General features: G+C 65.4%; 17 protein-coding genes. 3 read left to right on the forward strand and 14 right to left on the reverse strand.

Annotated elements, in window-relative coordinates; genetic code table 11:
• Positions 1-6: 6 nt before the first annotated feature.
• The 8 genes from frr to GA0061098_RS34035 form a co-directional block, all read right to left on the reverse strand.
• Complete coding sequence (gene frr / locus GA0061098_RS33995; RefSeq protein WP_091965781.1) at positions 7-570, reverse strand: ribosome recycling factor; 564 nt, start codon at positions 568-570, stop codon at positions 7-9.
• Positions 571-640: 70 nt separating this feature from the next.
• A complete protein-coding gene (gene pyrH, locus GA0061098_RS34000) occupies positions 641-1,357 on the reverse strand; it encodes a UMP kinase (RefSeq protein WP_091965782.1) in 717 nt (238 codons plus the stop codon).
• A gap of 60 nt (positions 1,358-1,417) precedes the next feature.
• The gene (gene tsf, locus GA0061098_RS34005; protein ID WP_091965783.1) at positions 1,418-2,341 is read right to left on the reverse strand and encodes a translation elongation factor Ts; all 924 of its coding nucleotides are present in this window, start codon (positions 2,339-2,341) and stop codon (positions 1,418-1,420) included.
• A 136-nt stretch (positions 2,342-2,477) separates the two neighbouring features.
• Entirely contained in the window at positions 2,478-3,473 is a 996-nt protein-coding gene (locus tag GA0061098_RS34010) for a 30S ribosomal protein S2 (protein WP_091965784.1), read from the reverse strand.
• A 244-nt stretch (positions 3,474-3,717) separates the two neighbouring features.
• Positions 3,718-6,261: a caspase family protein gene (locus tag GA0061098_RS34015; protein ID WP_091965785.1), complete on the reverse strand. Its 2,544-nt coding sequence runs from the start codon at positions 6,259-6,261 to the stop codon at positions 3,718-3,720.
• Positions 6,262-6,649: 388 nt separating this feature from the next.
• Positions 6,650-7,393 carry a carbonic anhydrase gene (locus GA0061098_RS34025; RefSeq protein ID WP_091965786.1) on the reverse strand — a complete coding sequence of 248 codons (744 nt, stop codon included), beginning with the start codon at positions 7,391-7,393 and terminating at the stop codon, positions 6,650-6,652.
• 125 nt (positions 7,394-7,518) lie between these two features.
• Positions 7,519-11,022 (reverse strand): DNA polymerase III subunit alpha, encoded by a 3,504-nt coding sequence (gene dnaE / locus GA0061098_RS34030; protein WP_091965787.1) that lies wholly within the window; start codon positions 11,020-11,022, stop codon positions 7,519-7,521.
• A gap of 484 nt (positions 11,023-11,506) precedes the next feature.
• Positions 11,507-12,229, reverse strand: coding sequence for an outer membrane protein (locus GA0061098_RS34035; protein WP_091965788.1), 723 nt, complete (start codon positions 12,227-12,229; stop codon positions 11,507-11,509).
• Between the two features lie 253 nt (positions 12,230-12,482).
• Here GA0061098_RS34035 and GA0061098_RS34040 point away from each other — a divergent pair, with 253 nt between their 5' ends.
• Positions 12,483-12,800 (forward strand): DUF3551 domain-containing protein, encoded by a 318-nt coding sequence (locus GA0061098_RS34040; protein WP_091965801.1) that lies wholly within the window; start codon positions 12,483-12,485, stop codon positions 12,798-12,800.
• A gap of 1 nt (position 12,801) precedes the next feature.
• Positions 12,802-13,068 (forward strand): DUF3551 domain-containing protein, encoded by a 267-nt coding sequence (locus GA0061098_RS34045; protein ID WP_091965789.1) that lies wholly within the window; start codon positions 12,802-12,804, stop codon positions 13,066-13,068.
• A gap of 59 nt (positions 13,069-13,127) precedes the next feature.
• Here the strand turns inward: GA0061098_RS34045 and GA0061098_RS34050 are convergent, their stop codons facing one another.
• Positions 13,128-13,766, reverse strand: coding sequence for an HD domain-containing protein (locus GA0061098_RS34050; RefSeq protein WP_091965802.1), 639 nt, complete (start codon positions 13,764-13,766; stop codon positions 13,128-13,130).
• Between the two features lie 44 nt (positions 13,767-13,810).
• Positions 13,811-14,272, reverse strand: a complete 462-nt coding sequence (locus GA0061098_RS34055) for a carboxymuconolactone decarboxylase family protein (protein ID WP_091965790.1) — start codon at positions 14,270-14,272, stop codon at positions 13,811-13,813.
• Between the two features lie 108 nt (positions 14,273-14,380).
• Between GA0061098_RS34055 and pdxR the strand changes: the two genes are divergently transcribed.
• Entirely contained in the window at positions 14,381-15,790 is a 1,410-nt protein-coding gene (gene pdxR / locus GA0061098_RS34060; RefSeq protein ID WP_091965791.1) for a MocR-like pyridoxine biosynthesis transcription factor PdxR, read from the forward strand.
• A 22-nt stretch (positions 15,791-15,812) separates the two neighbouring features.
• Here the strand turns inward: pdxR and map are convergent, their stop codons facing one another.
• The 4 genes from map to GA0061098_RS34080 form a co-directional block, all read right to left on the reverse strand.
• A complete protein-coding gene (map, locus tag GA0061098_RS34065; RefSeq protein WP_091965792.1) occupies positions 15,813-16,562 on the reverse strand; it encodes a type I methionyl aminopeptidase in 750 nt (249 codons plus the stop codon).
• 131 nt (positions 16,563-16,693) lie between these two features.
• Positions 16,694-17,536 (reverse strand): GNAT family N-acetyltransferase, encoded by an 843-nt coding sequence (locus tag GA0061098_RS34070; RefSeq protein WP_091965803.1) that lies wholly within the window; start codon positions 17,534-17,536, stop codon positions 16,694-16,696.
• A 110-nt stretch (positions 17,537-17,646) separates the two neighbouring features.
• The gene (locus GA0061098_RS34075) at positions 17,647-18,735 is read right to left on the reverse strand and encodes an FAD-binding oxidoreductase (protein WP_091965793.1); all 1,089 of its coding nucleotides are present in this window, start codon (positions 18,733-18,735) and stop codon (positions 17,647-17,649) included.
• Between the two features lie 104 nt (positions 18,736-18,839).
• On the reverse strand, positions 18,840-19,072 hold a 233-nt coding region (locus tag GA0061098_RS34080; RefSeq protein ID WP_165637771.1), incomplete at its 5' end, for a transposase.

Raw genomic sequence — 19,072 nt, forward strand, 5'->3', positions numbered from 1 at the left:
GTGGCCTTAAACAGTGAGGATTTCTTTTTCCTTGGCGGCCAGCAGCTGGTCGATTTCGGAGATCGTACCGTCGGTCGCCTTCTGCACTTCGTCGGCGTGGCGCTTCTGGTCGTCCTCGGACATCTCGTGGTTCTTCTCGAGCTTCTTGAGCACGTCGAGGCCATCGCGGCGGACGTGGCGCGCGGCGACCTTGGCGGCTTCCGCATATTTATGCGCGACCTTCACCAGTTCCTTGCGCCGTTCCTCGTTCAGCTCGGGGATGCGCAGGCGCAGCACCTGGCCTTCGGTCGCGGGCGACAGGCCGAGGTTGGAATCGACGATCGCCTTCTCCACCGCCTTGACCATCGACTTGTCCCAGACCTGCACCGAGATCAGGCGCGGCTCCGGCACGCTGACGGTGGCGAGCTGGTTGAGCGGCATGTGGCTGCCATAGGCGTCGACCTGCACCGGATCGAGCATCGAGGCGGAGGCGCGCCCCGTCCGCAGGCCGCCGAGCTCGTGCTTGAGGGACTGGACGGCGCCCTGCATGCGACGCTTCACTTCGTTGAGGTCGAAAGTACCCGTGGACATCACGTTTCTCCTTCAAGATCCCGGCGACCGCTCCCGCGACCTTCCCTAAAGGCGCGCGACAGATGAGCGGTCAGCCGGCGACAATGGTTCCGTGGCCGACGCCACGTAGAATCGCGCCGATCGAACCCGGCTCCGCGATCGAGAATACGATGATAGGCAGAGACGTCTCGCGAGCAAGCGCGAAGGCGGTCGCATCCATCACCTTGTAGCCGCCCTCGATCGCCTGCGAATGGGTCAGCCGGTCAAACCGCGTGGCGGCCGGATCCTTCTTCGGATCGGCCGAGTAGACGCCGTCGACATTGGTGGCCTTCAGGACCACCTGGGCGCCAATCTCGGCGGCCCGCAGCACTGCGGTCGTATCTGTCGTGAAGAACGGATTTCCGGTCCCGCCGCCAAGCAGCACGATCCGGCCCTCGGCGAGATATTTGTGCGCCGCAGTACGGGTGAACAGCTCGGAAATCTCGGGCATGACGAAGGCCGACAGCGTGCGCGCCGGCGTGCCCTTGCGCTCGATCGCCGATTCCAGCGCGAGGCAGTTCATCATGGTGGCGAGCATGCCCATGGTGTCGCCGGTCGGGCGCGACACACCGCGGGCGGAGACCTCGACGCCGCGCACGATGTTGCCGCCGCCGATCACGACCGCAACCTCGGTACCGAGCTTGCGGGCCGCGATCAGATCGTCCGCAACCCGGTCGACGGTCGGCTGATCGATGCCAAAGCCTTGCTGTCCCGCGAGATATTCGCCGGACAGCTTGATCACGACGCGACGATAGACCGGATCAGACATGAGCACTTTCCTTGTCCGAGCGCCGCTTCCGGCGGCACGCCGGAAGGAACGTTCCGGCGCTTACTTCTTGCCGCTGGCCGCAGCGACCTCGGCCGCGAAGTCGCTTTCCTGCTTCTCGATTCCCTCACCGAGAGCATAGCGCACAAAGCCGGCGATCTTCAGGGCTCCGCCGACCTTGCCTTCGGCTTCCTTCAACGCCTGCGCCACCGACTTGCCGGTGTCGTGGATGAAGGCCTGCTCGAGCAAGCAGACTTCCTTGTAGTAGGTCTTGAGGCCGGACTCGACGATCTTCTCGATCACGTTCTCCGGCTTGCCCTGCTGGCGATATTTGTCGGCGAGCACGTCCTTCTCGCGCTTGACGACCGCCGGATCGAGGCCGGACGGATCGAGCGCCAGCGGATTCGCGGCGGCAATGTGCATCGCGATCTGGCGGCCGAGCGCTGCGAGCTCATCGGCCTTGCCGGGCGATTCCAACGCCACGATCACGCCCATCTTGCCGGCGCCCTCGACGACGGCACCGTGGACGTAGTTCGACACCACGCCCTGGCTCACTTCGAGCGAAGCTGCGCGGCGCAGCGTCATGTTCTCGCCGATGGTGGCGATCGCATCATTGATGGCGGCTTCGACCGTGACGTCGCCGACCTTGGCGGCCTTGATCTTCTCGACATCGGAGCCGGCGTCGAATGCGACCTGGGCGACCATCTTGACGAGGCCCTGGAACTGGCCGTTGCGCGCGACGAAGTCGGTCTCGGAGTTGACCTCGACCACGACACCCTTGGTGCCCTTGGTCAGGGCGCCGATCAGACCCTCGGCCGCAACGCGGCCCGACTTCTTGGCAGCCTTGGACAGGCCCTTCTTGCGCAGCCAATCCTGCGCCGCTTCCATGTTACCGTCGTTTTCGGTCAGCGCGGCCTTGCAGTCCATCATGCCCGCGCCGGTCGACTCGCGCAGGTCCTTGACCATCGCAGCTGTGATCGTTGCCATCGTTGAAAATCCTTTGTGCCTGCTGGTTCGCCGCGGCGTGGCATCGAAGCGCCCCGCCGCGGTCCATCTCAGGGATTCGCGTCAACTGAATGAAATGGAGGCCGGATCTTGTCCGGCCAACCCATCGCTCTCTTGACTATTCCGCTTCCGCGGTCAGCGCCTTGGCCTTGGCCACCCAGGCATCCGCGCGGCTCGGCAGACCGACTTCTTCGCCGATCTTGTGCGCGGTGTCGTGATCGAGCTCGGCGAGCTGCCAGAAGTGGAAGATGCCGAGGTCGTTGAACTTCTTCTCGATCGCACCCGACACGCCCGGGAGCTTCTTGAGGTCGTCGGCAGTGCCGCGCGGGCCGGCAAGGCCCTGGAAACCGCTCGTCGAGGCGGCGGGCAGCTCTTCGGCGACCGGGCGAACCGAGGCACCGACGTCGATGCCGGAATCGCCCTGGGCGCGCCCAATGCCGTCGATCGCGGCGCGCGCGATCAGGTCGCAATAAAGCGCGATCGCACGGCCGGCGTCGTCATTGCCCGGCACCACATAGGTGATGCCCTTCGGGTCCGAATTGGTGTCGACGATCGCGGCGACCGGGATGTTGAGCCGCTGGGCTTCCTGGATCGCGATGTCTTCCTTGTTGGTGTCGATCACGAAGATCAGGTCGGGCAGACCGCCCATGTCCTTGATGCCGCCGAGCGAGCGGTCGAGCTTATCGCGCTCGCGCTGAAGCGTCAGGCGCTCCTTCTTGGTGTAGGAGCTGGCATCGCCGCCCGCCAGCACGTCGTCGAGATGACGCAGGCGCTTGATCGAGGCCGAGATCGTCTTCCAGTTGGTCAGCGTGCCGCCGAGCCAGCGCGAATTGACGAAATACTGCGCGCAGCGCTTGGCAGCGTCCGCGACGCCGTCCTGCGCCTGGCGCTTGGTGCCGACGAACAGGATGCGGCCGCCCTTGGCGACGGTGTCGCTGACCGCCTGCAAGGCGTTGTGCAGCAACGGCACGGTCTGCGCGAGATCGACGATGTGGATGTTATTGCGGGCACCGAAAATGAACGGCGCCATTTTCGGATTCCAGCGGTGAGACTGGTGACCAAAGTGCACGCCGGCTTCGAGCAGCTGACGCATAGTGAAATCGGGTAGTGCCATCGTTCTAATTCTCCGGTTGGTTCCTCCGGAAGCGTGTGAGCAAAACGGAGCGTTGTCGCCCCGGCTGCCACCGGACGGCCTTGTGAGCCATGCTTCCGTGTGAGATGCGGCGCTGTATAGCGCCATTTCGGCCAGAAGCAAGGAAATAAGGGCCTTTCGGGGGCGGATTTCGCCCGCGAGAGGCCCCTTCCCTGAAGACCGGGCCGCTCCCTAGCGCCCCGACCAGCACTTGACTGGCACCTGACTAGCACCTGGGCTGGTTCGGCGGGCACTTCTTGGCCGCCGGCGGCGGGGGTGCGGGACGCGGCGGAGGCGCGGCCGGGCGCGGCGGCGGTGGTGGCGCAACGGCCATACGCGGCGGCGGCGGGGGTGCCGGTCGAGCCACCGGCGGCGGTGGAGCGGGCCGCGCCATGGGCGGAGGCGCCGGCCGCGCGACGGCAACCGGAGGAGCCGGGCGTGGCGGCGGAGGTGCGGCCATCCGCGGCGGCGGTGCCGTCACCCGTGGCGGGGGTGGCGGCGTGGGCCGCGCCACAGCCTGGGGCCGCGGCGGCGGTGCAGCCGGTCTGGCCGCCTGCGGCGGGGCTGCCGATGGCAGATGCTGGGGCCTGATCGGCTCACGTGCCGCCGAAGGCGGCGGCACGATCGGCCTCCCGGCCACGGCCGGAGGCGTCGCCGGGGCGCCCGCAGCGGCGGGCGGCGAGCCAGCAGGCTCACGTGTCGCGGACTTGGGGTGATCCGCAGGCCCGGTGCCGGGCGGCGTCTGTGCCACCGGCGGCTTGGGGGGCTGACCGGGCACAGCAGTCGGATTTGTCACGGTGGGCGCAGCCGTTGCCGGCGCGGCAGCCGTTGGCGCATTGGAATGGGCAGGCAGCGTTGTGCCGGGAGCAGCCGTTGTGCCGGGAGCAGCCGTGGTCGGCGCCCCCGGACGAGCCGGCGGTGTCGCACCGGGTGCGGTCGCCGTCGGCGGCACGGGCCTTCCGCCCGGCAAAGGCCCCGCCCCCGCCGGCGGCGCCGGCGGCCCGCCATGGGCACCAGGAACCGGCAGCGTGTTGGCCTGGGGCAGCCTGGTCTGCGGGGCAAGTGTTGGCGCCGTCTGTGGCGCGATGGATGGCGCCGCCGTCGGCGCGACTGCCGTCGGCGTCGCCGGAGGCGTCCCGGGCCTCGCCGTCGGCTGGATCGTCGCGCTCGGCGGCATCGGCGCCTTGCCCTGCTGGATCAGCGCGGCGCGCTGCACGACCGCCTGCGGCACGGCAGGTCCGGCCGGGTTGGCACGGCCGGCGATCGCTGGCGCCAGATTGCCCGGTCCTGCCCCTGCCCCCGCAGCGGGTGCTGGTGCAGGCGGGCGGTTGATCACGGTGTTGATCACCGTCGTATTATGGATGTTCTGGTAGATGATGTTGTTCGGCGGCGGCGCGACATAGACCGGCGGCCTGACGAACACCGGGATCGGCACGAACACCGGCTGCGGCAGCACGAACAGGCCGACCACGGGCAGCGGCGGCGGCAGCACGACGAAATCCGGCGGCGGCGGCGGCAGATAATAGACCGGCGGCGGCGGAGGCGGTGCGAAGCCGAAGTCGGGATCGCTGAAATACAGCACCGGACGGTCGACATAGACCACCTCCTCCGGCGGCGGTGGCGGCACGTCGTAGTCGATCATCGCAAAGCTCGGCGGCGGCTCGGCCGGCGCGGTGAGGATCGCGAGGCGCCGGCGCGCGTCCGCCGCGTGCGGCCCGCGCGGATAGCGGCGCAGATACGACCAATAAGCTTCCGGCGTGTCGTTCCGGAAGGTGCGCCGCCAGGTGATCGCCTCGCGGCGCGCCGCGACGATCGCCATCACGCGCTTGGCCATGGGATCGCCGGGATAGGCCGCAAGAAACTCCTCATAGGCCGGCAGCGTGTCGCGCTCGAGTGCGGCGGCATAGGCATCCCGCACGCCGAGATCGCGGATCGGCTTGCTCCGGATCGCGGCGACCTGGTCGGGCGCGGACTCCGGCGGCGGCGCGTCGGGCCCGCGCTCGAAGAACGAGAATGGTGCCGAGATCTTCTGCTCGTTCCAGGGCACTTGCGCGCCCTTAGAGGCCTCGTTGACGCGCAGGCGAACGCGGTCGAACACCTCAGGCAGCGGCAGGCCGCCGGTCCGAATCATCTCGGCCAGCGACTGGGCGTAGATGCCGTAAGGCCCCGCCTCCTCCGGCGCGACCGTGCCGGGTGCGGCGTTGAAGGCGATCAGCATGTTCGGCTCGGGCTCGACCAGCGCCAGACCGCTCGCGATCGGCTGGCCGCCCTCGATGAAGGGCTGCGCGCGAGCTGCGTCGAGCACGACGATGTTGGCCTTGAGCGGGATCGAAGCGAGCTGGCGCACATAATCGCTGATCCGCAAGGCCTCGGTCGGAACGTCGGTGTCGCGGGTGATGTTGGAATCGACCGGGATGAAATAGTTCTCGCCGGCCAGCTGCACGCCGTAGCCGCCGAGATAGATCATCGCGACCGTGCCCGGCCCCGAGGCCTGGGCCTTCTGGATGAAGTCGCGAAAACTCTTGCGCAGCGTGTCGCCGTCGAGATCGCGGGCACCGACGACGTCGAAGCCGGCCGCCTGCAGCGTCTGCGCGATCAGGCCGGCGTCGTTCGCAGTCGTTGCCAGCGGCGACTTGGCATAGGCGCCGTTGCCGACCACGAGCGCGATGCGCTTCTCCTGCTGCTGCGCGTTTGCTGCGCCCGGCGTACCGGCGGCAAGGGCCACGATCGGCAGGAGAAGGCAAATGAAGACTCGGAACGTCCCACGCATGGCTTGCTTGCCCGCTACTGTAGTTGAGGTGCCACCACGCATGAGGCGCGCAGCCGGCTGAACGGCGGTTGAACGAAAAGCTCGGATTGAGGCAGTGGCGTGGCCACGCCGCTGCAGGCGTCAGCTTCAGGTCAGCCTCAAGTCAGCCTCAAAGTCAGCCTCACCTTACTCCACAGCTTGCAGCTCGGCGAGCTTCGTTCGCGCGGTCGCCTCGTCCAGTGCAACCAGTTCGGCCGGCCCGGGATTCGCCTCTCCTGCCGTCGCGATGGAAACGGCTGCAAGCCCGACCAGGCCGCCGAGGACCGCGCCGCCCGTCGCGGCATCGTGCTGGCGGGGCCCCAGCGTCGGAGTTGCTGCACACGACGCCCGATGCTCCAAACGCCGGGCTTTAGCCCTGGGCGATCAACTCGACGGTCCCCGTGCTCAGCCGGTAGATGCCGCCGACCACCTTGAGCTTGCCCTGTTCGACCGCTGCGTTGAGAAGCGGGGCGGCCGATTTCAGCTTGGCAACGTTGTCGATAACGTTCTGGCGAATGGCGTTGTCGAGCGCGTTCCCGCTCTGCTTGGCCGCCGTCTTCACCGAAGGTGCGATCGCGGAGACCAGTGTGGGGATGTGTCCCGGCAGCGGCTTGTCGTCCTTCAGCGACTTGATGGTCGCATCGACCGCGCCGCAATTGTCATGGCCGAGCACCAGGATGAGGGGTGTGCCGAGCACGGCAACGGTATATTCCATGCTCGCGACCGTCTCGTCGCCGGCAAAGTTTCCGGCGACGCGGCACACGAACAGATCGCCGCGTCCGCTGTCGAAGGCATATTCGGGCGCGATGCGCGAATCGGCGCAGCTCAAGACCGCCGCGTAGGGATTCTGGCCGCTGACCAGAGCCTCGCGCTCATGCTTGAAATCGTGGCGGCGCGACACACCCGACACGTAGCGCGAATTGCCCTCCATCAGCCGCTTGAGCGCAGCATCGGGTGACAGCACGTTCTGGGGTTTGGGTGGCGCCTTCGCCTCCTTGGCCCACGCGGTCCCGCCAAACGCCGCCGCCCCGAGCGCCGAGGCGGCAAGAAGCATCATTGAGCGCCGGGAGGGAGCAACCGATTGATGCAGATTTTCAGAGCATTTGTCGCACATGGCTGTCTCCTGGCTTCCCGCCGAACGAGATTGTCGAAACAACAACTTATAGCTGCGTGCCAGTGACTTCGAAACCGCGCGCGGGCCAAATAGTTAAGCTTTGGTTTGCGGCGGTGCCGACAGTATCAGAGCTGCTGCACGTCCACCACGCCCGCGACCGCCTTGATCGCGCCGGCAATCTGCGGCGAAACCTTGAAACGACCGGGCAGCTTCATCTCCACCTCGGTCTCGAGGTCAAGCATCATCACCAGCGAGACCTCGCCGTCGCCGTTGGAGCGGGGTGCGATGCCCGGACTGCCGACCTTCGGCGCAGCGCCATTCGAGGCGGCCATATCGGGCCCGGCCAAACGCTTGGCTATCGAGTCCAGCGGCTTGGTATCGCGCACGAAGATGCGCAGGCCCTTCTGCGTCTTGGCGGCGGCGTCATCCAGCGGCTCGGCATGCAGCACGCGGGCGCGAACGTCCTCGCCCTGCAGCTCGGCGCCGAGCTGCAGCAGCACGGCAGCGCCCGGCTCCAGCACGTCGCGATATTGCGCGAGGCCTTCGGAGAACAGCACTGCCTCGAAGTGGCCCGTGGGATCGGAGAGCCCCATGATGCCCATCTTGTTGCCGGTCTTGGTGCGCCGCTCCATGCGCGAGACCACGGTGGCCGCGACCTTGCCGGCGGTGGCGCCGGTCTTCACCGCGCGCGAGAATTCCGCCCAGCTCTGCACCCGCAGCCGCTTCAGCACGGTGGCGTAATCGTCGAGCGGATGGCCCGACAGGAAGAAGCCGACGGCGTCGTATTCGCGGCGGAGCTTCTCGGCCGGCAGCCAGGGCTCGATCTGCGGCAGCATGATGGTCGGCGCATCCGCCGACATCCCGAACATGTCGTTCTGACCGATGGTCTCGGCCTGATGCGCGCGCTGGCAGGCGGCCAGGATCGAATCCGCGCCGGCGAAGACACGGGCGCGGTTCGGCTCCAGCGTGTCGAAGGCGCCGGCGGCCGCGAGACTTTCGATGATGCGCTTGTTGATCGCGCGCGGATTGACCCGCGCGGCGAAGTCGGCGAGCGAGGTGAACAGCCCGCGCTTGGTCCGCTCCTCGATGATCTGCTCGATCGCCTGGATGCCGACGCCCTTGAGCGCTGCGAGCGCGTAGTAAATGACCTTGTCGCCGACCTCGAAGGTCGCGCCGGAACGGTTGATGTTCGGCGGTTCGACCTTGATGCCGAGGCGCTGCGCCTCGGAGCGGAATTCGGAGAGCTTGTCGGTGTTGTTCAGATCGAGGGTCATCGACGCCGCGATGAACTCCACCGGATAGTGCGCCTTCATATAGGCGGTGTGATAGGACACCAGCGCATAAGCCGCCGCGTGGCTCTTGTTGAAGCCGTAGTCGGCGAACTTCGCCAAGAGCTCGAAGATGGTCTCGGCCTGCGCCTTCGGCACGCCGTTCTTCACCGCGCCCGCGACGAAAATGTCGCGCTGCTTGTCCATCTCGGCGCGGATCTTCTTGCCCATGGCGCGGCGCAGCAGGTCGGCGTCGCCGAGCGAATAGCCCGACATCACCTGCGCGATCTGCATCACCTGTTCCTGGTAGATGATGACGCCGAAGGTCTCCTTCAGGATCGGCTCCAGCACGGGATGCAGATATTCCGGCTCCTCGTCGCCGTGCTTGCGCGCGCAATAGGTCGGGATGTTCGCCATCGGACCCGGGCGATACAGCGCCACCAGCGCGATGATGTCCTCGAAACGGTCGGGGCGCATGTCGACCAGCGCGCGCCGCATGCCCTGGCTTTCAACCTGGAACACGCCGACCACCTCGCCGCGCGCCAGCATCTGGTAGCTCTCGGCATCGTCGATCGGCAGCGTCGCGAGATCGACGTCGATGTTGCGCGGTTTGAGCAGCTTACAGGCGACATCGAGCACGGTCAGCGTCTTCAGGCCGAGAAAGTCGAACTTCACGAGGCCCGCCGGCTCGACCCATTTCATGTTGAACTGGGTCACCGGCATGTCGGATTTGGGATCGCGGTAGAGCGGCACGAGCTCGCTCAAGGGACGATCGCCGATCACGATGCCGGCAGCATGGGTCGAGGCGTGGCGGGTCAGGCCTTCCAAGCGCTGGGCGATGTCGAAGGCACGCGCCACGATCGGATCTTCGTCGCGGAACGCCTGGAGTTTTGGCTCGCTCTCGATTGCGGCCGCGAGCGTGACGGGCGCGGCCGGATTCTGCGGCACCAGCTTGGTCAGCTTGTCGACCTGGCCATAGGGCATCTGCAGCACGCGGCCGACGTCGCGCAGCACGCCGCGCGCCTGCAGCGTTCCGAAGGTGATGATCTGCGCGACCTGGTCGCGGCCGTAGCGCTCCTGGACGTACCTGATCACCTCGCCGCGGCGGTCCTGGCAGAAGTCGATGTCGAAGTCCGGCATCGAGACACGTTCGGGATTGAGGAAGCGCTCGAACAGCAGGCCGAACTTGATCGGGTCGAGATCGGTGATGGTCAGAGCCCACGCCACCAGCGAGCCAGCGCCGGAGCCGCGGCCCGGCCCGACCGGAATGCCCTGGCCCTTCGCCCATTTGATGAAGTCGGACACGATCAGGAAGTAGCCCGCGTATTTCATGCGCATGATGACGTCGAGCTCGAACGCCAGGCGCTTGCTGTAATCCTCGTCCGTCATGCCCTGCGACAGGCCGTGGACCCGCAGGCGATTGGCGAGCCCCTCCTCCGCCTGGCGCTTCAGTTCGGCCGCCTCGACCGCGGCGGCGTCCGAGCTCGACGCGGCGCCGACGGTGAAGAACGGCAGGATCGGCTTGCGCGTCATCGGGCGGAACGAGCAGCGCTCGGCGATCTCCACCGTCGAGGCCAGCGCCTCCGGAATGTCGGCGAACAGCACCGCCATCTCGGCGCGCGTCTTGAAGCGATGATCCGGCGTCAGCTGCTCGCGCTCGGTCTCGGCGATCAGCCGCCCGCCGGCGATGCACAGCAGCGCGTCATGCGCTTCGTAATCGTCGGTCGCAGCGAAATACGGCTCGTTGGTCGCGACCAGCGGCAGTCCCTTGGCGTAGGCGAGGTCGATCAGGCCGCTTTCGACCCGCCGCTCCTTCTCGGTGTTGTGACGCTGCAATTCGATGTAGAGGCGGTCGCCGAACAGGCCGGCCAGACGCTCGCAGCGCAGGGCGGCGAGCTCGGCATGACCGCCGGCAAGCGCCAGCGAGATCGGCCCGTCGGGTCCGCCCGTCAGTGCGATCAGCCCGTCGGTCTCGCCCTCGAACCAGTCGAACTTGACGAACGGAGCGTGGCTATCCGGCGATTCGAGGAAGGCGCGCGAGTTGAGCCGCATCAGGCTGCGATAGCCGCGCTCCTGCGCGGCCAGCAGCACCACGCGCGACGGCCCCATCGCGTTGCGCACATTCGGGTCCTGGTCGCCGAAATCGATCGCCAGCTCGCAGCCGACAATCGGCTGGATACCGGAGCCCGCCATCTTGTCCGAAAACTCCAGCGCACCGAACAGATTGTCGGTGTCGGTCAGCGCCAGCGCCGGCTGGTGGTCCTTCTTGGCAAGCTCGGCGAGCTTGGCGATCTTGATCGAGCCCTTGAGCAGCGAATAGGCCGAGTGAACGTGAAGGTGGACAAATCCGGCGCTCGGCATGGTCGCGTGACGGCCTCTTGTAGATGGAATGGAGCGGTCGCCGGCTCCTCAAGGCATCACTCGCCGTTTGCCTTCGTTTGCCGACTCGCCTCGCAATGGTGAGGTGTCGCAGCTTCAGAGTCCACGCCGGAGCGGCCAATTGGCCGCGTCGTCCTGCTTTTCCCCAAGGGGGTACCGGTAAAGGGGAGCAGCGGTTTACAAAACCGCTGCCCCTAGAGCTGCGGTATGACCTGCGCCCAGATCGCGATCATCCCGACGAACAGCGTGATCGACGCCAGTGCGGCGGCCTCTTCCACGAAAACCCTGAACATGGCTTGCTCCCTTGTTGGAACGTATGAAGAACATTGTTCTCATTTCGTTCTCAAGAGTCAAGCGTGGCGGACGACCTCCAGAAGCAATGGTTAACTCACTGAATTCACGCAACAAAAAAGCCCCGGCCTAAGCCGGGGCTTTTCGAGGATCGCTCGATGACGAGCGATCAGTCTCAGTAACGGCCGAGGATCGGGCCGCCGAACTTGTAGTTCAGGCGGACGAGACCCATGTCGACGTCCTGCTTGACGCGCTCGACAGCGCCGCTGGCAAAGGTGATGTCGTGGTCGCCGAGGAAGATGTGATTGTACTCGACGCCGACCGTCCAGTTCGGAGCAAAGCCATACTCCAGGCCCGCGCCAACCGTGGCACCCCAGCGGGTCTCGTCAGCCCGGTCGAGGTTTGCACCCGTGACAGTGCTGTAGACGTCGTACTTGTTGCTGACGACAGCCGCACCGCCCTTTGCGTAGAGCAGGACGTTGTTCCAGGCGTAGCCAACCTGGCCGGTGATCAGACCGAACGAGTCGACGCGCGTGCGATTCCGGAATCCGGTGATGCCGCTGATGTTGTCACCCGAGAAGTCGGCCCAGTTGCCCTGGCCTTCGATGCCGAACACGAACTGGCCGGACTGCAAACGATAACCGACCTGACCACCGACCGTGCCGCCGGTCGAGTTGTGCGAGCCTTCCGCACCGAAGCCGACCAGGTTCCACGACGTGTCCGCCGAACCGCCGCCGCCGTTGACGCCGATATAGAAGCCGCTCCAGTCATAGACCGCGGCGATCGCCGCCGGCGGCGCCTTGGTGTACGGCCGAGCTGCGAGGTCGGCAGCCAGCGCCGGCGCAGTCGCGCTCAGCGCGACAAGGCTCACAGCGGCAAGCAACAAATTCTTCTTCATTTGAGTCCCGTTCCAGTTTCGTCGTTAGGCCCCCTGGCCGCAGCGTGGTGATAACAGTGATCGACGGAATTGCTGTAACCTCGACGCAACAGTTCGCTCCAAAGGCCCGCGCTTCATTAATGAAGATTTATCAGCGCGTTCTGGAAACCCTTTGAAATAAGTGTTTTCTGTAGTTCCATTGTCGGCGACACGAGATAAATTGCATGCGCGCGTAACAACGTCGCGCGCACATTCGCGTGATGGAGAATTGAAGATGCCCAGACGAATTGTCCTCCCCATTGTCGCCACACTTTCGCTCGCACTCGCCACATTTGCACTCGTGTCGAGCGCATCAATACCCGCACGCGCGTTCGGCACGCATCATCCATTCTGCCTCACCGGCGATGAATGGCCGGGCCTGAGCAATTGCAGGTTCGACACCTACGCGCAGTGTCAGGCGAGCGCGTCGGGACGCGCGCTGACCTGCATCGCCAATCCGTATTTCGCCGGCCAAAGCGACGACCCCTACGCCTATCAGAATCGTCCGCGCGCGCAGACGCCGGGCTATTCGCCCGGGTACTTCCTGCGCTGAGATGCGCCGCGCTCGCCTCGCGCTCGCCGCGATCGGCCTGCTTCTCGCGGGCGGATCCGCACGCGCGCAGACCTACGATCCGAGCTATCCCGTGTGCATGCAGATCTACGGCCCCGTCGGCTATTTCGACTGCCGCTACGGCTCGCTCGAGCAGTGCCGATATCTCGCGGTCGGGCGTTCGGCGAGTTGCGTGGTGAACCCGTATTTTCCGCTGAAGAAACCAACGCGCCCTCGCCGCTCGAGCGCACCGCACCGCTCCGGATCCTAACCGTTCAGTTTCCGTCGGAGATAGCGCGGCGTAGGCGTGCGGCGAATGCCGTCATCGGCTCAGCTCTGCCAGGGCGTGCTGCGGATGCGCGTGCACGCATTCGGCTTGCGGAAGCTGGGATCGTGATCCTCGATGTAGTCGAAATTGACCGTCCCGAACGTCGTCTGCGGCTTCTTCAGCGCCGAGCAGGTCTGCACCTTCAGGAACTCGTTCTTGAAGTCACCGCGCGGAAACGCCGAGATCACCTGGTCGCGCTGCTCCGGCGTGTAGTCGTCATACCCAATGCCCACGACGTCCACCAGGACACCCGCGTTGGTGAGCGCGATTTCCGGCCGCATGAATTGCGGAATGCCGGGCGTGGTGTGCAGCGCGATTGCCTCCCACACCAGATCGGCCAGCGGCTCGGCGATGCCGCGCGCCCGCAAGAACTCACGCGCAGCATCGGCTCCGTCAACCTCAAATCGCTTTGTCTGCGTGTGGTAATGGTCGACGAGGCCGAGATCGTGAAACAACGCCGCGACGTAGAGAAGTTCGGGATCGAATTTCAGCTGCTGACGCAACCCCTTCATGGCGCCGAAGACGTAGACCCGGACGGAATGGTTGAAAAGCATGTCGTCTTCGTAGCTGCGCACCAGTTCAGCCGCCTCGCGCGCCAGCTTGCTGTCGGGGATTTTGACGCCGGAAATCACGCTCATCATCTTCAAGCTCCTCCTTTGCATTTCGGCTGATGCCGCGCGATCCGTCAGGCCGCCTTCTCGAGCGCGGCCTGCGGGGTATTTCGGAAGCTGATCGACATGCGATTGTACGCATTCATCAGGCTGATTGCGATCGTGAGATCGACAAGCTCGCGCTCGCTGAAGACCTTGCGGGCGGCTTGATAGGCTTCATCGGGCACGTTGGTCTCGGCGACGCGGGTGACAGTCTCGGCCCAGGCGAGGGCCGCGCGCTCGCGTTCGTCGAAGAGATCGCCGGCCTCGGCCCAAGCCTGCAGCAGCGCGAGCTTTTCGACCTTCACACCGCCCTTCAGCAGATCCCGCGTGTGCATGTCGAGGCAGTAGGCGCAGTTGTTGATCTGCGAGACGCGCAGGTAAGCGAGGGTCACCAGCGTCGCGGGAAGCCCGCTCTGCATGACGTAGCCATAGACGCCGCCCAGTGCCTTCGCGCCTGCCGGTGCAATGTGGTTGTAGTTGAGACGTTCACTCATCCGCTTTCTCCTTGATGATCGAGGGAGCCCCTCTTTCCTCCCTCAGATGCCCCTGCCGTGGTCTATAAAAAAGGACCAAGAACGCGGGAAAATCGTGTACCAAGGATCATGACCAGATCGCTGCGGCTGAAGCTCGACCGGTCGGCGAAGACGCCGCTGGCGGAGCAAATCCACAGGGGGATCAGGGCCGCCATCGAGCGCGGCGTGCTCGCCCCGGGCGCGCGCCTGCCCTCATGGCAGGATTTGGCGGCCCAGCTTGGCGTCGCGCGCGGCACCGTGCGCTCAGCCTATGAAAAGCTCTCATCGGCCCAACTGATCATCGCGGCCCGCGCGACAGGCACGCATGTCGCCGACCGACCATCCATTCCCGTGCGTCGGGACAAGGCGCCGGACCCCGGCTCGTTCATGGAGATGTACCAGGAGCTCACGGCGGGGCCGGCGATCTTCCAGATGGGCGTGCCTTCGCAGGAGACCTTTCCTGCGACGCTGCTGGCGCGAATGCGCGCACGGGCGGTTCGCGTCGAGATGAGCGCACCTGCGATCTACCCCGACCCGCGCGGCGAGCTGGGCTTGCGACGCGAGATCGCGGCCTACCTTGCGCTGGCGCGCGGGATCGAATGCGCACCGTCCCAGATCATCATCACCAGCGGCTTCAGCGGCGGCCTTGGCCTGGCGCTCCGTGTCCTCGACCTCGGGCAAAGGAAGAAAGTCTGGATGGAGGATCCCGGCTTTCCCTTCACCCGGCACGGCCTCGAACTTGCGGGATTGTCGATCGTGCCGATCACGGTTGACGCGGATGGGATCGATGTCGATGACGGCCTGCAACAAGCGCCCGACGCCGCGCTGGTTGTCGTGACACCGGGGCAGCAGGCGCCGCTCGGATCCACGCTGTCACTGGCACGTCGATCGCGCCTGCTCGACTGGGCGAACCAAAACAACGCGTGGGTGATCGAGGATGACTATCTCAGCGAACTTCAGCTCAAGGGCCGGGCCACGCCGGCACTCGCCTCGCTCGATCGCGCCGGCCGCGTCATTCACATTGGCTCCTTCAGCAAGACCGTAACCCCTGCCCTACGGCTCGGCTTTGTCGTTGCACCGGCCGCTCTGGCGTCGCGATTTGCCGAGACCGCAGCGTGCCTCGCGCCGGCACCCGGACCCGCGGTGCAGCTCGCCACGGCAGACTTCATCCGCGAGGGCCATTATCTGCGGCATCTGCGACGCACCAAGCGCGCCTACACCGCGCAAGGCGATGCATTGCTGAAGCAGCTTCGAACGCGCACCACAAACGTTGCGATTGCAGGACTGGCCGCGGTCCTGCGCTTGCCGGACGGAGCGCCTGATCTTGCCATCGCCAGGCAAGCTGCATCGTTCGGACTGGCGCCCACGCCGCTCTCGCTCTGGTATGCCTCGAAGGCTTCGGCGCGCCCGGGACTGTTGCTGGGCGTCGCGACGTCTCCACTCAAAAGGATCGAGGCATCCTGCGACCGGCTCCTTCAGATCATCGACCGCCTGACGTGATCCGGCTCCCGCGTCGGCGGCCTTAACCCGCCAGCGTCACGATCAAAGGTCCGTTGCGGGTGGCGATCACGGTGTGCTCGTATTGAACGGTCGGCGCCTCGGGACTGCTGTAGAGCGTCCATGGGTCGTCGCCATTCTCCGCCCATTCGGCACCCATGGAGAGGAACGGCTCGACGGTGAACACGAGGCCATCGTTCATGATGCGGCGTTCGGAGCGGTCGGGCCAGGTTGCAATCTCCGTCGGCTCCTCATGGAGCGACAGGCCGACGCCGTGACTGGCCAGATTCCTGACCAGGCTGTAGCCTTTCTTCCGCGCAAAGGTCCCGATCGCCTGGCCGATCCCGGCAATCGGCTTGCCGGCGCCGACCTGCTGCAGGCCTGTCCACATCGCCCGCCGGCCATCCCGGCAAAGACGTTCGATCGCGCGGTTTACGGGGGGAACGGCGAACGAGGCTCCCGTATCGGCAAAGAAGCCGTTCTTCTCGGCTGACACGTCGATGTTCACGAGGTCGCCGCGCGCGATCCGCCTCTCGCCCGGGATGCCGTGAGCGATCTCCTCGTTCACGCTGATGCAGGTCGCCCCGGGAAAATCGTAGGCCAGCTCCGGGGCCGAACGCGCGCCGGCAGCCTCCAGCAGCTTTCGCCCGATCTGATCGAGCTCGGAGGTGCTCATGCCCGGCTCAATCGCCTTCCCCATCGCCTCCAGCGTATTAGCGACGATGCGACTGATCTCTTTCAGGCGCGTCAGGTCGTTGTCGTCGGAGATTGTCATGTCAGGGCTCTTGTCCTGGAGGCCCGGACATAGCCCCTGCGAGGTCGGCTTGCAAACGCAGCGTGCGCGCCGAAATCGTTCGCGCAGCCGAGTAGCGTTCCGCCAACGCAGGATCGCAAGTCCTGCCAAGTCTACATGAAGCCCGGATTACGCGGGAGGTAACTAACCCAATCTCCGAACTGTCGATTGGACATCAGCAGCATCGGCAACGTCAGATGCATGCCGTGGTCGATCGCCACCTTGAGCGCCGGCTCGCTCGCGCCCGGCACGAAGGCCGAGATGGTTGGAGCATCGCTCCGTGCCGCGAGCGACAGCGCAGCCGCCAAGGCGGGGCCAACCAGATCCGGCCGGCGGACCGCGAGCGGACCAATGTGCCCATCCGAAATATAGACATACCCGACGCACTCACGGCCGGCGTGAATGGTGAACCCGTTCGTCGTGCTGTCGCCCAGGAGATATCGGTGATGCTTCGCTCTGGAAACGCCGAGAGCGCTGACATCAATAGGCACCAGGTCCTCGAACCGGGCCGTCGCGGCGGCAAGAGGTTCAAGACGGAGCAGCGGCTCAGCCAACCGTGACGCCAGGCGGTCACTGGGCACGCTGACCATGTAGATCGGACAGCGCGGGAATAGTCCGTGACGGATGTAGAGGCCTTGCGACACGTTGTTGAAGGTGAAGGTGATCAACGCTTTGACGGATGCTCCGCGCGTTGCCGCGTGAGCGAATGACTTGCCGAGCAATTGATTGCCAATGCCGTCGCTCTGGCGATCAGGCGCCACGAACAGCTGCGCCAGAAACCAAAGCTCGCCACACACCCAACTCCACGCGAAGCCGACAATTTCTCCGTCGTCATCGGCAACCCATAGACCTTCAGGATCATCCGTGAGCGAGAAGGCCTGAAAATGCTGCGGGCGGGAGGATGCTATCTTGCCGAACCCCCGTCGTTCCGTGAGTTCGTTGATGCTGGCGACCACGATCTCCTCGGCTCTCGCCAAATCTTCGCTACAAGCGGGTCGGCACACGACAGCCATTCTCGAATTCTCCCGAAGACGGCCATGGGAGCGACGAAATCCTCAACCGGCAATCAGGCCAGGGGCCGGATGTTCTGGTTCATGCGGAAGAAGTTGGTCGGGTCGTATTTCGCCTTGATCCGCTGCAGGCGCCGGTAGTTCGGTCCATAGGCCGCCGCGACAGGATCGCCCGTCTCGTCATCGTCGAGATAATTGACATAGCGGCCGGAGGCGAAGAAAGGCCGCATCCTTTCGTAGGTGTCGCGCGCCCAGGACATGCAGCGGCTGGTATCGCTGGCCTGCATCCACTGCGCGAGAATCAGGAAATTATAGCCCTCCTGCCGATGCGGGAATGCCGTATCCCCGGCATCGACGCGGGCCGCCGCGCCGTGGACGTGTTCGACCAGAAACTGCCCCATGGGAGTCGGGCAGCGCGCGAAACATTCGATCATGGTCGCAATCGCGCCATCACTGAGCTCCGCGAGGAAGTTCGATTTCCAATAGTTGAAGGCGCCTTTCGGATAGTTGGCGTCGAGCATGCGGTTGAGGTCGCAATAGGGAATCGGCCCGACTGCATCCAGGATCGGAGTTCCGAACTGTTTCAGCGGCCGCACCGCTCGTTCGGCATCCGCCAACGGTCCGCAGTGACTGGTGACCAGGACCGCGACCTCCGTGCCCGAGCCGTCCGGCGCATGCGTCAGGGATGCGAACAGCATGTGCTCGTCCGCGAGCGACCGCGTGCTGGTCCGGAAGAATTCGAGCACCTCACGGGAGCGTTCGATGGGATGGACGATCGGACCGCCGGTAATGATCGGTCCGACCGTATGAAGTTCGTATTCGAGACTGGTGGCGATCCCGAAGTTTCCGCCGCCGCCGCGGAGGGCCCAGAACAGATCGGGCTCCTCTTGCCTGCTGGCGCGCAAAACCTTGCCATCGGCGGTGACGAGTTCGACGGCCCGCAGATTATCCAGTGCCAGACCGTACTTGCCCATCAGCCAGCCCAGTCCTCCGCCGAGGGTGAGGCCGGCAATCCCGGTGGTCGAGACCACGCCGCCTGTGACCGCAAGTCCGTGAAGTTGCGTTTCGCGATTGAGCTCACCCCAGGTGGCCCCGCCCTGCGCCCAGACGGTCTTGCCGACCGGGTCGACCCGGACGCCCTTCATGGGCCTGTTGCGTTATCGGCTTTTGAAGTTGAGGACGGCAGGAGAAGGGCCGTGGTTACGGCAATTGCCAGCCAAGTCTGTAGTGGTCGCCCTCGGCGGGCGGCTCAGGTCGCGATCGTGGCCCACCGCCTCATGTTGAAGGCGATCGAGGCGAGCAGGACCTGCCCGCTTGCCTTCATCAGACCAACGTAGCGGATGCAAGTCAGTCGCATGCGGCGTTTGAGAGTGGCGAAGGTGGTCTCAACCTGGGCTCGTCGGCGCGCGATGAGGCGGTTGTAGCGTTTGAGCCTTGGCGGCAGTTCCGGATGATGTCTGTTGGGACGGAACGCGATGCGGG

It is taken from the genome of Bradyrhizobium shewense, from assembly GCF_900094605.1.
In the GTDB taxonomy this organism is placed as follows: domain Bacteria; phylum Pseudomonadota; class Alphaproteobacteria; order Rhizobiales; family Xanthobacteraceae; genus Bradyrhizobium; species Bradyrhizobium shewense.